This is a genomic window from Chryseobacterium gambrini, from assembly GCF_900156825.1.
GTDB classification, from domain to species: domain Bacteria; phylum Bacteroidota; class Bacteroidia; order Flavobacteriales; family Weeksellaceae; genus Chryseobacterium; species Chryseobacterium gambrini.
Genome location: NZ_FTOV01000009.1, coordinates 84,151 through 97,518, shown reverse-complemented (window position 1 = coordinate 97,518; position 13,368 = coordinate 84,151). Strand labels below are relative to the sequence as shown.

Sequence of the window (13,368 nt, the reverse complement as noted above, 5' to 3'; positions counted from 1 at the left end):
CGGTTAAAATTATTTCAGTCCTTATTTTCCTTCTTTTGGTCAAATTAAGAATGATAAGCGTCTTCGAGATCCTGAATGACAATTTTCTGCATTCCCATCATTGCCTGAAACACTTTCTGCCCTTTTAATGGATCTGATCCGTTCATCAGCTCAAGTAACTTTTTGGGAACAATCTGCCAACTGAAACCAAATTTATCTTTCAGCCAGCCGCACATACTTTCCCTTCCTCCGTCACTCGTTAAGGCATTCCAGTAATGATCGGTTTGTTCCTGATCATCCGTCATTACAACCATTGAAATTCCTTCATTGAAATCGAACTGATGATCGTAAGAATTATCCATACAGAAGAAACTGTAGCCATCGATTTCAAAATGGGCATGCTGAATATTTTCAGCAGGTTCGGGAGTCGGATGTCCTTCGCTTCCATCACCGTATCTTAAAATATTTCCGATTCGGGAATTCGGGAAAACTTTAGTGTACAATTCCATCGCTTCTATTGCTTTACCATTATTTTCATGGATAAACATCAAAGTAGGAATAATCTTTTGGTCGCTTTGCTTTTCGCCTAAAAATATTTGCCAGGTTACGTCATATTTATCTTTCAGCCAGCCATATTTTTTGCTCCAGGAATAAGAATCCAAAGGCATTAAAGCCGTTCCGCCTTCCAATAACTGATCCCAGTATCGTTGTACCTCATCTTCCGTTTCGCAAATGACCATAAAAGAAACCGAAGCATTTTTCTTGAAATGCGGACCGCCGTTCAGGAGCATCATTTTCTGACCAAAAAGTTCGATGTTCATCACCATCGGAGTATCTGTAGTAATTTTTCCGTCAAATATTTTGCAGTAAAAGTCTGCAGATTCTTTCGCGTCTCCGTCGTACCAAAGACACGGGAAAATATTTTTGTTCATAATTTTAAATTTATTTTTTTTGTCTTAAACACGAGTAACTGCAAATATTTTTCACGAATAATCACGAATGGTTCGACAGAAACTGCATTGCCGATGAAGCATTTAACCAAATTTATAGTGAAAATTTATGCAGATATTGGTGCAGTTTGTGTCCAATATCAATTTTTAAGGGAAACATGGTTTTCTTTCATATAAGCTTTGAGTTTCTGCATCGCATTTTTTCCGAAACCGTGAAGCTGCATAATTTCTTTTTCAGAATAATCTGAAAGTTTTTCCAGAGAATCAATTTTTTCTTTCGCCAAAGCTCTTCTCGCAGGTGCAGAAAGAATTCCCTGTAAAAAAGTTCCGCTCACAACATGACTCACCGCGCAAATGGAACTTAAACATTTTGCCATTATTACTAAATTGATCATGGTTCTGAAAATTAAAATCGTTCTTAATTGTTTTCTACATACTTATGAAAATTGTTCAGAATAGCGTACCACCCTTCTCTCTGCATTTCTACAGGATTTTGCGTTTCCGGATCGAATGTGATGGTAACGCTGGTTGTATTTTCGTCGATCTTATCAAAAATGATCTCCGCTTTTCTTCCGTCTTCCATATGATATTTTATTCTTTCATTCGGAATAACTTCATCATACGTTCCCACAAAATCGAATCCGAAACTTTTATCTTTGGCTTCCATTCTGTTTTTAAATTGTCCGCCAACCCTTAAGTCGTTTTCAGAGTTCGGGCATTCCCAGGATTCGTGGGCAAAATTCCATTTTGTAATATGTTCCGGTCCGTTGTAATAATCCCAGACTTTCTGAACGGGAGCCAGAATGGTAATATCGATGTGAATTGGTTCCATAATATTATTTTTAAAGGTGTAAAAGGCAACCAAAGTTAAGTTGCCCCTTCAATATAATTCAGTTTAAAGATAAGTCTATTTTACGTATTCTTCATTATAATTGATCATCCAGTGAACACCATATTTGTCCTGAAAGCTTCCGAAATAGTCTCCCCAGAATTGGTCTTCAATCGGCATTTCTATATTTCCGCCTTCAGAAAGCCCTTTAAAAAGTCTGTCGGCTTCTTCTCTGGAATCCGGAAAAACAGAAACATAATTGTTATTTCCTACATTCAGTTGTTGTCCAAAACTTGGAACGATGTCTGATGCCATCAACAAATCTCCGCCAACAGGAAGTGCAATGTGCATTACTCTGTTTTTTTCTTCTTCCGATAAATGTTCAGTTCCGGGAGCATTGCCCATTCTGTAAATTTCACCAACGAATTCTCCGCCGAAAACGGATTTGTAAAAATTGAAAGCTTCTTCCGCTTTCCCATCAAAATTTAAGTAAGGATTTAATTTAGCCATGATTTTTTATTTTTTTTAGATTTAAACACAAATAGCTCTAATTTTTTCACGAATAACACTAATAATATTTGTGGAATTTGTTTAAAGTATTTGTGTGATTAGTTTTTTTAAACACAGATAGCACTAATTTTTTCACTAATAACACTAATAATATTAATATTTTAATCAGCAAAGATTGAACAGATCGTTTGTCATTCTGACGAAGGAAGAATCTATCTTATTGATTTTTTAACCTCATACGATTGAAGAAAATTTCTTTAAAAAATGACAAAGAAATATCCGCACAAATTTTATTTCACAAAAATTTATGTAAGAGTTAAATGATATGGGTTAAGGTTTTACTCTTTAGGCATTTAGGAAGGATCTGCAAACATTACATTCCAGCCATGTCCGTTGATGTCCCAAAAAGAATTATGATACATCCATCCGTAATCCTGCGGTTCTTCATGTTGAGTAGCTCCATTTGCTACGGCTGCATTTACCACCTGATCTACTTCTTCACGGGTTTCTAAACTGATTGCCACCAAAACCTGCGTGGTATCGCCATTGGGTAATGGTCTCTCGGAAAAAGTCTGGAACGATTCTTCCGTTAAGAACATCACATAGATATTCTCGTTCATTACTACACAAACGGACTTGTCATTTGACATTTCTTCGTTGGTGGCGAAGCCTAAATTTGTCCAGAATTCTTTGGTTTTCTGTACATCTTTCACCGGAAGATTCACATAAATTTGATTGATTTTCATTTTGCTATTTTTTATTGTTGAACTTGTAATCAAAAGTACCAAGTTAAAATAAAAATCAACTTGCCATAAGACAAGATTTAAATTTTCTTTGGATGGGAAACCAGTTCTTTACGAATTCTGCTCAAAGAAGTGTCTGTAACGCCTAAAAATGAGGCTATCTGCTTCAAGGGAGCAAACTGCACAACGTGAGGTTTCTGTTCTAAAAGATTGAGATAACGTTTGGTTGCGGAAAGGGTAAACATCTCTACGGAACGCTGTTTCCCGATGAAAAGCTGCTGCGACATCCAGGCTCTTCCCCATTCTCTGAGGTTCGGAATTTTATGAAACAATTCCTGAAAAGTCTCAAAATCAAACTTCCAGCATTCGCAGTCTGTAATGCAGACAATATTTTCCTGAGTGGGAATTCTCTGAAACAGTGAAGAAACTTCGATGATGATTTCATTTTCAACAAAAAAGTTGATCGTTACTTCATTTCCGTTAAAATCGTTGACAAATGAGCGAGCCAGACCTTTCTCCAGAATATAATATTCGTTGGCAGTTTTTCCTTCTTCCAGAATGAAATCTCCTTTGTGAAAAAGGACTTTTTCATGCGCCTGAAATATCTCCTGAAGCTCATCATCAAGGAAAAAAGGGAAATCGTAGCAGATTTCTAAGGCTTTATTGCTCATCATGTAAATGTTTTTGAAGTTTTAAAAATAGAATTTTTATTGGAACTGATGAAGTAATTCTTACATAAAGTGAAGATTTGCGGGATCATAAACTAATCACGCTCTTACTTTGAGATGCTTCAATCCACTTTGTTCTGTTAGGATAACAAATATATTTGATTATTAACAGATTTTAAAACAGAGAAAGCTGAATAGGTTTGGGATTCGAAGGTTTCTGAGCATCTCCGAAAACGGTTTTACCTCCAAAACGCCAGGAATTCTGTCTTTCTTCTTCAATTACTTCCTGAATATCAAAATCGGGAGTAAAATCCTTTTCAGTTGATTCGATAATCTGATGTAACTTGTTTAAGGTTTTTAACTTGTCTGAATTGCCAAGTTTAGATTTTTCAATTCCTGATTTTAGAATCTGTAAGCTTTCATCATAGACTTTGGTAGGAACCGGAAACGGATGACCGTCTTTTCCGCCATGCGCAAAAGAGAATCTCGCCGGATCTTTGAATCTTGACGGCGCACCGTGAATGACTTCGCTTACCAAAGCCAAAGACTGCATGGTTCTCGGACCGACACCTTCCAACATCAGCAACTCTTCAAAATTTTGCGGTTGCTGCTCTCGGGTTACATATAAAAGCGCTCCGAGACGTTTCAAATCAACATCAGAAGCCTGAACATCGTGATGATTGGGAAGAATTAGCCTTGAAAAATCACTCATAATTTCGGCAGAATCGGTATGGGAAATTTCTAAAATTCCTTTTCTGTTCCCGGAAGCTTCCGCATCTGTAAGATTTAAAATGGTTCCTCTTGAAATTCCGTTGATTCCGGTGTGAGGTTCTTCCACAAAGGATTTTATATTTCCTGAATGCCAATGATAGCGTCTTGCGGTTCCGTCCGATTCGTGCATTCCCTGCTGAACAACACTCCAGTTTCCGTTATCCGACAAAATAAAATTATGCAGATAGAGGTGATATCCATCCTGAATTGCGGTGTTATCTACTTTCGCCGAAAGTTTGCTGGCTTTTACAAGATCATTTCCGTTTAAACCCGTTTTATCGGCAATCTGAAGGAGTTCTGAAGGTGTTTCGCGGGAAAATTTTCCTTTTCCGCCACAAATATACAATCCTAACGACTGGGAATTCGGATTGATGGAACGCTTCAAAGCGCCCATTACGGAAGTTGTAATTCCTGAAGAATGCCAGTCCATTCCCATCACCGCGCCAAAACTCTGAAACCAGAAAGGATCTGCCAGTCGGCGGAGAACTTCGTCTTTACCATACTCCATGAGAATAACCTCAACGATAGAAAGACCGAGGATCGACATCCGTTCGTAAAGCCAGGGCGGTACTTTGCCATAGTGAAGGGGTAAATCTGCGGTTCCGGAACGTTTCATGATGTAAAGGTAAGCGGAAAGTTTTTAATTTTTAATGATTGTGATCAGGAATTTTATGGAAAATAGGAAAGAAAAAAGTCCTGCAGACTGTGCAGGACTCCGATTTTTTATGGATCGGTTTTTACTTCAACGCAGCTAATGCAGCCTCATAATCCGGTTCATCTGCAATTTCTGAAACCTGCTCTGTATAAACCACTTTATTGTTTTCATCTGCTACAATAACCGCACGGCTTAAAAGACCTTTCATCGGAGAGTCTGTAATCGTTACTTCATAATCGTCTCCAAAACTGCTTCTGAAATCAGAAAGGGTTTCTACATTGTTCAGACCTTCCGCAGCGCAGAATCTTCCCAAAGCAAAAGGTAAATCTTTAGATACATTAATAACGACTGTATTTTCTAAAGCTGAAGCTTCTTCATTAAACTTTCTTGCGGATGATGCGCAAGTAGGAGTATCAATACTTGGAAAAATATTAAATACTTTCTTTTTTCCTTCGAAAGTCTCCAGAGTTTTTACATTCAGTCCTGAATCTACCAAAGCAAAGTCTTTAATTGTGCTTCCTACTGATGGTAAACTTCCTATTGTATTTACTACGTTTCCTTTTAATGTAATACTTGACATAATTTATTTTTTTATTGTTTTTCAAATTTAACTAAAAAAGAAAAATTATCTATCCAAATAATGATTAAAAATACTTAAACAAAAAATAAAATGACATAAATCTGAAAACCATCTTTATAATCAAAAATTTATTTATATTCGCAATCCTTAAAATTATTGACCATGAGAAAAAAAATTACTCTATTCTTATTCGGAGTTCCTTTTTTTGGTTTTGCCCAGTCTGTGATAGGGAATATGAACTCGGGAGCGGTTTCTGCGGATAACTTTACGCATTCGGTGGGAGAAATTTATGTGATTCCTACAGATCCTGACAAAGCGAATTCCGGAACAATGGGAATGTTTTACCAGTCTGTTTTACAGGTTTTGGGTGTTTCAGAACTTGAAAAAGACCATGTGAAAATTTATCCGAATCCTACTGCTGATTTCATTTACGTTAAACTGAATTCAAAATCAAAAATCGAAGGTGCGGAAATTTATGATCTTTCGGGAAAGCTTGTTTTTAAAACCAAGTTAGATGCTGAACAACTGGATTTAAGACATCTTCAACAGGGAGTTTATATGATCGTTTTCAAAAACTCCGACATCAAACCTATTAAAATTATCAAAAAACCTTAAAAAAACTATTTGAACATGAAAAAGCTTTACGCAACTATAGGATTATTTTTAGCAAGTTTAGTAAGTGCGCAGGTTCCGCAGGCTTTCAGCTATCAGACGATTGCTTTTAATGCGGCAGGAGCTCCGATTGCTAACGGAAACGTTTCTTTGAGAATCAGCATCCTGGATAATGCAGCCAACGGAACGGTTTTATATACAGAAACTCAAAACAAAACTACCAACGCTAAAGGTCTGGTAAATCTGAACATCGGACAGGGAACGGCTACTACAGGAAACTTTGGAGCGATCAACTGGGGAACCAACGCCAAATTTGTTAAGGTAGAAATGGATCCTGCAGGAGGTTCTAATTATACGAATGTCGGGGTAAATCAGTTGATGAGTGTGCCTTATGCACAAGTGAGTAAAACAGTTGTAACAGGAGCAGGACAGGGAATTACGCTAACTTCTCCTAATGGAACAAGTTATACTTTAGGAGTGAATGATTCCGGGACTTTAAGCTTACCTACAAATTCCAGCTCTGCAGGAAATACAGTACCTTCCAATTTGTATATGTATGGATCATATAATTCGTTTAATCCATCAACTGCAGAACTTTTAAGAGGAAATGGAATTCCTAAGTTCGGATACAAATACCTTCAGGCAAATACTCAGATTAAGTTTTTGTCTTCCCCTGGTAATGGAGCACAGACTTACGGTTCTGATTCTTACGGATCAATTGTAGCAAATGGAAGCAGTTATAATGTAACTTCTAACGGATTTTATCAGATTTATACAGGTTTTGTTACTGTAACAACTATTGGAGTTAATTTTGAGAATTTTGTTCCAAAATTACAGTTCACTTCAACAAACGGAACACCACCTACAACCAATGTAACTTATAGTACCGCAACCGGTAAATTCACCATAAATGTTTATGGTGTTACGAATACTAACGGTGGCTCTTTTTATATTCAATTGGCTCCAAATGGTATTGAACCCGAAGATTTAGGTGATAATTTAAACGATGGATCATTTGATGTAAGCGGAGCAGCGATCAATTTCCCAAATCTCACTTCTACTCCTAAAAACTTTAAAATTGAATTTGGCCTTAATTTCGATGCAACCGGAACTTATACAATCACACAAATATAAGCAATAAATTATCTATTCATAATTTAACAGAAGCTCCTTTCATAAAGGGGCTTTTTGTATTAAAACACGGAAGATAAAAACAAATCCTCCCGAAAAGAGAGGATTTATTATAAAAACTATGTCGTGGAAAATTTAAATAAATATAAACTTCTAAGCATGAGCTTTTCTGAATTTAATCATGCTTAAAATAAACAGTCCTAAAAGTCCCAGAATAAAATAACCTTCCGCAACCTGAAGCTGAACCTGAGGTTTTATGAATGCGGCAATTCCATAGCTCAATGCTGAAGTAATAATGAAGGCTACTCCACCCGTCAAACCTCCTGCAATTCCGGCAGAATTGGGAAACCTTCCGATACAGTAGGAAAAATAATTGTTGAAAATAAATCCTGCTGTTACGTGAATTAAAAAAGCAAACGCAACCAGACTGTAAATATTATTGGAGAAAGAGGAAGCGGCAAACATAACAGCAATCAGAAGCAACTGAATAAAGTTAGCGTTTCTTATTTTCGGTAAAAAAGCTTTGTTAATCAATGCCTTTCCTAAAAATCCGCCCGTCATCCATGCAAAACCGAGAATGAGAGAAACATATCCTGCCACAACTTCGGAATAGCCCATTTTATGCTCAATAATAAAGGAACCACAAAGATTAAAAAACATAATCATTGAGTAGCTCAAGCCGCACATAATCATTCCGTAGAAAAAATCTTTAGCTTTGAACATGGAATTATATTCTTTAATCAGAAATTCCAAATGAAATGGATTTCTCTTTTTTAATGTTTCACCAGAGAATATAAATTCAAGAATCAGCAATAACAAACTGTACCCTGCCAAAACGTAAAAATTTGACTGCCATCCAAAGTTTTTCTGCAGATATCCTCCGATAAACGGTGCAACAATAGGTCCAACCGACCAGACAATCGTCATGATGCTGAGATAATGTTTCCGCTCTTCTCCTTCATAAACATCCACAAAAAAAGCTCTTTTGGCAACGACTGCAAAGCCAGACAAAACACCCTGCAAAACACGCATTGCATAGATCACAAAAATATTCTGCGTTGTAGCGGTAATTAAAAAAGAGGCGACAAAAAGTGCCAGAGAAATCATGGAAACTTTATATCTTCCGAAAGAATCTACAATACTTCCGGCGAAAAACTGGGTAAGACCGTAGCTGATTAAAAATATGGATAAAGTAAGCTGAATATTGCTTTCCGTCTGATGCAGTTCCGTTGCCATACTCGGCATAGAAGGCAGATAAATATCCGTTGCCAGTCCGGACATCGGAATAACGGCAAATGCTAAAACCGTAGCAATAAATTTGTTTTTTTCTTTAAGGGTAACCATTACTGATGTTAAAAATTATCAATTGAAAATCCAGATTTCCGGAAAAAGATCCTGAAAATCTGAATTCATGCAATTTTAATTATTGACTAATTTCATTGATCCTTCGCTGTATCTTTCACCAACGTCGGGATATTTATTTAAGATAGAATCTATTGTTTTCAGATCAGATTCTGAAAGCTCAATTTTGGTTGCTTCAATATTTTCTTCTAAATATTGGATGCGTTTCGTTCCCGGAATCGGAATGATATCCTCTCCCTGATTCAGAACCCATGCTAAAGCAAGCTGAGTTCCTTTTACGCCTTTTGAAGCAGCAAAATCATTGATTTCCTGTGCTAAATTTCTGTTATTTTCAAGATATTTTTCCTGATAACGCGGTAAAGATTTTCTGAAATCTCCATCCGTAAAGTTCTGAACTTCATTAATATTTGAAAAAAGTCCCCGTGCTAAAGGTGAATAAGGAACTAAAGTGATTCCCAGTTCACGGATTACAGGCAGAATTTCACGCTCGACATCTTTCGTAAGCAGGGAATATTCTGACTGCAGCGCGGTAATCGGATGAATTTTATGTGCTTTTCTGATCGATTCCGCAGAAGCTTCGGATAAACCTAAATATTTTACTTTTCCAGCCTTTACCAAATCTGCCATTGCACCTACCGTTTCTTCCACAGGAATATTCGGGTCTACTCTGTGCGCATAATACAAATCAATTTCATCAATTTTGAGGCGCTGAAGACTTAAATCCACTGCCTTTTTAATCCATTCCGGCGAACCGTCAAAATACGTTCCCGGAGCGCCACTGTGACCGGCTTGTCCGTCTTTAAAACGGAATCCGAATTTGGTTGCGATAAAAATTTTGTCACGGTTCGGAACCAAAACTTTTGAAATTAATTTTTCATTTTCTCCGTTGGCATACATATCGGCTGTATCCCAAAAGTTGATCCCCAGATCTAGCGATTTATGAAGGGTTTTGATGCTTTCCTGTTCATCTGTGGGTCCGTAAGCAAAGCTCATTCCCATACATCCCAAACCGATGGCTGATAATTCTTTTCCGGTGTTTCCTAATTTTCTAAATTTCATGATAGCTTGTGATTTTAAAGTTACAGTACAAAATTATAACAGCCGCTGAATGATTTCAATATAGAATTCAAACGAAGAATTATAAAATTCAAACAAGCGCAGTTCTTACTGCATTGGGCGTCATTCCGGTTTGTTTCTTAAAATAATTGGTAAAATAAGCCGGTTCTTCAAAGCCTAATCCGTAGGCAATTTCAGAAACATTCCAGTCGGTATGTTTTAATAAGGCATGAGCTTCCTGAATAATTCTAGCCGCAATCTGCTGACTTGTCGTTTTTCCCGTAATTTCCTTTACGGAACGGTTTAATGAATTGACGTGAATGGAAAGACTTTCTGCATAATCCACCGGACTTTTGAGTTTTAGAAATCTTTCGGGACTGTCAATCGGAAATTGTCTTTCCAGTAATTCCATGAATAAGGAAGCAACTCTTTGCGAAGCATTCTGATAAGGTTCAAAATTTTCCGCAGGATGCATTTTCATCGTTTCGTGGATCAGAAGATGAAGGTAAGCACGCAGCATATCATATTTGTGAAGATAATCAGACTGAATTTCGTTCATCATTTTAATAAAGATATCGGCAAAGGTTTTCTGCTGTTCTTCATTGATAAAGAAGACGGGAGTTCCGCCAATTTTGAAGAGCTGGGAATCCTGAAGATTTCCCAGACGGTTTCCGTCATGCACAAAATGATCTGTAAAGAGGCAGAAAAAACCTTTCTGATCATTGTCTTCTGCTTCCCAAGAATAAGGAATTACCGGATTCGAAAAGAGCAAAGCCGGCTGATCCACATAGATCCATTTATCGGCATAATGCAGCTTTCCTTTCCCGATAATCAGAGAAATTTTATAATAATCTCTTCTGCTGTATGGCGTAATAAGAGAACAGTTTTCGCGTGAAAAGACATTAAAATGTCCTACTCCGGGAGTTTTTATACATTCCAGACCGACGCGCTGGTAAAATCCTTTTACGGTTTCATTAGATTCCATGCTTCAAAATTATAAAATTCAAACATAAATCTAATCATGAAATAATCATCATAGATAAAATAAAAACGACTGATCTTTCGACCAGCCATTTAAGATTAAATATAATTGATTAATTGGTTTTAATGATGACCTTTTCCGTGTTTGTGCCTGTAAACTTTGGCTTTTTTATCCATGTGTTTATAGCGTTTGTCATTATTTTTATTCCTATTGTAAACTGCTACAGGATTTTGTCCTTTATAAACTTAGCATATTTATCCCTTCCTAAAATCCTTTCCAACTCTACATAACGGTCATTTCTCCATCGATCAGGATTATTATCATATACGCTGTTCCAGGAATCATAATCTCTGTAACGGTCGTTCAGTGCATAAATCTGGTTTGCCTGTGTTGTTGAAAGCACCAGATCTGAAATTACACTCTGCCAGTTAACATCGGTAATGCTTCTTCTGTAATCGTTGTAATAATCTGTCTGTGCGTAGGATAAACCAAAAGTTCCTACCAACATTATTGTTATGATTAACTTTTTCATCTTTCATTCAATTTAAATTCTACTGTACAGAAATTTTCAATTTGAATGCCAAAATATTTTTAATCATTTTTAAAGATCATCAAACCATATATAAATCATTGATTTCCTTACATTTATAATCTATTCATAAATTTTTCTTAACGGTTTTAAAAATTCTTAAAATTTTCGCAGATTTCAGTTTTAATTTGTAATTTTAAAAGGAGAAAAGTTCTCCAATCTTTTTCAATCACCGAAAAATCTCAATTGTATGGAAAATATAAAATTTGAAGTATCTCCGTATCAGGATGAATTGCAGATACTTATTGACGGAAAAAAGTCGGGCTATATGTCCATTGAGATCGACGGCAGACTTTTAATTGTCTACTACACCAAACTTGAAGAGGAGCATGAGGGGAATGGTTATGCCAAAATGCTTCTTGACGAACTTGTTCGCTATGCCGAAGAAAAAGATCTTCTGGTAGATCCTGAATGTGATTTTGTAAGACAGCAGTTTGAAAATCATCCTGCCCGTTACAAAGACATTTGGCACGCGTAAATTAGTCTTTCCACCAGACTCTGAACTTATTATCTGAAGCATTCAGATCAACAGGTTCGCCGATCATGGGTGTTAAAATATTAAGATTTTTATCTTTTCCGAGCTTCGTTACTTTTTCCAGCGGTTCGTTCCAAGCGTGGAGTGCCAATGCGAATTTGGACGAATGCACCGGAATGATATTTTTTGCTTTTACCTCGATACTTGCCTGAATAACGTCTTCCGGCAACGCATGAATGTATTTCCATGCTTCATTATACTGTCCGTTCTCCATAAATGCATAATCGAAAGGTCCGTATTTTTCACCGATCATTTTGAAATGGGTATCGTAGCCGCTGTCTCCGCCTAAAAACAGTTTCTTTGTTGGAGTTTCCAGAACATAGGAAGTCCAGAGTGTGACATTTCGTTTTACTTTTCTTCCTGAAAAATGTCTTGCAGGGGTATAAATTATTTTGATATTATTTTTTAAAACAACTTCACTTCCCCACTCTTCTTCTATTAACTGTTCCGGTTGATATCCCCATCTTTCCAGATGTGCGCCAACTCCCAATGGTAAAATGACCTTTTTTACTTTATTTTTAATGGCTTTTACCGTAGGATAATCCAGATGGTCGTAATGATCGTGGGTAATCACCAGATAATCAAGCTCCGGAATACCTTCTGGCTTAAAAATATCAGCTCCGGAAAAGGCTTTGTTGAAAAACTTAAACGGCGAACCGTAAGAACTTAACACCGGATCTATAAGAAATGAAACGCCATCAGTCTGAATGTAATACGAAGAATGTCCCAACCACACAAAAATATCTTCATTTTTAGGAAGATTTTTTAAATCTGTATGAATGGATGGAATATTCTTCAGTGGTTTCAAAAGCGGATTTTTTTTAGCAAAAAAGAAATCGAACATTACTTTAGGCATGGAATACCCTTCTGCAAGAGAGGGGGTTTCGCTGAGGTTCTGAAACTGACCGTCTCTGTAATGAGCGGACTGCTGCATTCTTTTTAACCTCTCTCCTTTTGCTTCCGCACCAAAGACTTCCTGTCCTGTAATTACGAAATATAATAAAACCACTAAAACTGCAACTGCAACTGCAATAATTGTATAAACCATTTCTTAAAATAATTGTCAAATGTATGACTTTATAAGCTATGACGATTTAAAACTGAAATTCCTTTATTTTTTATCTGAATAATTTTTAGTAATTGTTTTTAACGTCAAATTCGCAAAGTTTTTTGCTCGGAGTTTTTATGAATATTTTTTGTTCGCAATTGCGTTTCATTTATTAAACTTGTCTAAACTTTTTTACCGCAAAAGATGCAAAAGATTGTAACACTTTAGTTTTTTAAGTTGAATACTTAAATGGAAAAAAGAGGAAGAATTCAATATCAATTATGAAGAAAATAAAAATACAGACAGGGTTTCGCCTGTCTGAACGGGATAAACAATAGTTTTCCCAAAAAATAGTTTAAACAAATTTA

Annotated in this window: 16 protein-coding genes; 3 read left to right on the top strand and 13 right to left on the bottom strand. The window is 36.5% G+C overall.

Annotated features, from left to right (window positions below; genetic code table 11):
• Positions 1–44: 44 nt before the first annotated feature.
• The 8 genes from BW951_RS15715 to tpx all read right to left on the bottom strand — a co-directional run bounded on the left by BW951_RS15715 (position 45) and on the right by tpx (position 5,685).
• A complete protein-coding gene (locus BW951_RS15715; protein WP_076394594.1) occupies positions 45–911 on the bottom strand; it encodes a VOC family protein in 867 nt (288 codons plus the stop codon).
• A gap of 158 nt (positions 912–1,069) precedes the next feature.
• Positions 1,070–1,306 carry a helix-hairpin-helix domain-containing protein gene (locus BW951_RS15710; protein ID WP_076394592.1) on the bottom strand — a complete coding sequence of 79 codons (237 nt, stop codon included), beginning with the start codon at positions 1,304–1,306 and terminating at the stop codon, positions 1,070–1,072.
• 41 nt (positions 1,307–1,347) lie between these two features.
• Positions 1,348–1,761: an SRPBCC family protein gene (locus tag BW951_RS15705; RefSeq protein ID WP_076394590.1), complete on the bottom strand. Its 414-nt coding sequence runs from the start codon at positions 1,759–1,761 to the stop codon at positions 1,348–1,350.
• A 75-nt stretch (positions 1,762–1,836) separates the two neighbouring features.
• Positions 1,837–2,268: a VOC family protein gene (locus tag BW951_RS15700; RefSeq protein ID WP_076394588.1), complete on the bottom strand. Its 432-nt coding sequence runs from the start codon at positions 2,266–2,268 to the stop codon at positions 1,837–1,839.
• 353 nt (positions 2,269–2,621) lie between these two features.
• A complete protein-coding gene (locus tag BW951_RS15695) occupies positions 2,622–3,014 on the bottom strand; it encodes a VOC family protein (protein ID WP_076394586.1) in 393 nt (130 codons plus the stop codon).
• 77 nt (positions 3,015–3,091) lie between these two features.
• The gene (locus BW951_RS15690; protein WP_076394584.1) at positions 3,092–3,682 is read right to left on the bottom strand and encodes a Crp/Fnr family transcriptional regulator; all 591 of its coding nucleotides are present in this window, start codon (positions 3,680–3,682) and stop codon (positions 3,092–3,094) included.
• A gap of 172 nt (positions 3,683–3,854) precedes the next feature.
• Entirely contained in the window at positions 3,855–5,066 is a 1,212-nt protein-coding gene (locus BW951_RS15685; RefSeq protein ID WP_076394582.1) for a DUF763 domain-containing protein, read from the bottom strand.
• Positions 5,067–5,187: 121 nt separating this feature from the next.
• Entirely contained in the window at positions 5,188–5,685 is a 498-nt protein-coding gene (tpx, locus tag BW951_RS15680) for a thiol peroxidase (RefSeq protein ID WP_076394580.1), read from the bottom strand.
• Positions 5,686–5,847: 162 nt separating this feature from the next.
• On the opposite strand from tpx, the gene BW951_RS15675 reads away from it, so the two are divergent.
• Entirely contained in the window at positions 5,848–6,300 is a 453-nt protein-coding gene (locus BW951_RS15675) for a T9SS type A sorting domain-containing protein (RefSeq protein WP_076394578.1), read from the top strand.
• Between the two features lie 15 nt (positions 6,301–6,315).
• Complete coding sequence (locus tag BW951_RS15670) at positions 6,316–7,431, top strand: cadherin repeat domain-containing protein (protein WP_076394576.1); 1,116 nt, start codon at positions 6,316–6,318, stop codon at positions 7,429–7,431.
• A 150-nt stretch (positions 7,432–7,581) separates the two neighbouring features.
• Here the strand turns inward: BW951_RS15670 and BW951_RS15665 are convergent, their stop codons facing one another.
• The 4 genes from BW951_RS15665 to BW951_RS15650 all read right to left on the bottom strand — a co-directional run bounded on the left by BW951_RS15665 (position 7,582) and on the right by BW951_RS15650 (position 11,360).
• Positions 7,582–8,772 carry an MFS transporter gene (locus BW951_RS15665; RefSeq protein WP_076394574.1) on the bottom strand — a complete coding sequence of 397 codons (1,191 nt, stop codon included), beginning with the start codon at positions 8,770–8,772 and terminating at the stop codon, positions 7,582–7,584.
• A gap of 75 nt (positions 8,773–8,847) precedes the next feature.
• Positions 8,848–9,849, bottom strand: a complete 1,002-nt coding sequence (locus BW951_RS15660; RefSeq protein WP_076394572.1) for an aldo/keto reductase — start codon at positions 9,847–9,849, stop codon at positions 8,848–8,850.
• An 88-nt stretch (positions 9,850–9,937) separates the two neighbouring features.
• Complete coding sequence (locus BW951_RS15655; protein WP_076394570.1) at positions 9,938–10,831, bottom strand: helix-turn-helix domain-containing protein; 894 nt, start codon at positions 10,829–10,831, stop codon at positions 9,938–9,940.
• 217 nt (positions 10,832–11,048) lie between these two features.
• The gene (locus BW951_RS15650) at positions 11,049–11,360 is read right to left on the bottom strand and encodes a hypothetical protein (RefSeq protein WP_139326179.1); all 312 of its coding nucleotides are present in this window, start codon (positions 11,358–11,360) and stop codon (positions 11,049–11,051) included.
• A gap of 247 nt (positions 11,361–11,607) precedes the next feature.
• Between BW951_RS15650 and BW951_RS15645 the strand changes: the two genes are divergently transcribed.
• Positions 11,608–11,895, top strand: a complete 288-nt coding sequence (locus BW951_RS15645) for a GNAT family N-acetyltransferase (protein WP_076394568.1) — start codon at positions 11,608–11,610, stop codon at positions 11,893–11,895.
• Position 11,896: 1 nt separating this feature from the next.
• On the opposite strand, the gene BW951_RS15640 is transcribed toward BW951_RS15645, so the two are convergent.
• On the bottom strand, positions 11,897–13,000 hold the full coding sequence (locus BW951_RS15640) for an MBL fold metallo-hydrolase (RefSeq protein WP_076394566.1): 1,104 nt from the start codon (positions 12,998–13,000) through the stop codon (positions 11,897–11,899).
• Between the last annotated feature and the right edge of the window lie 368 nt (positions 13,001–13,368).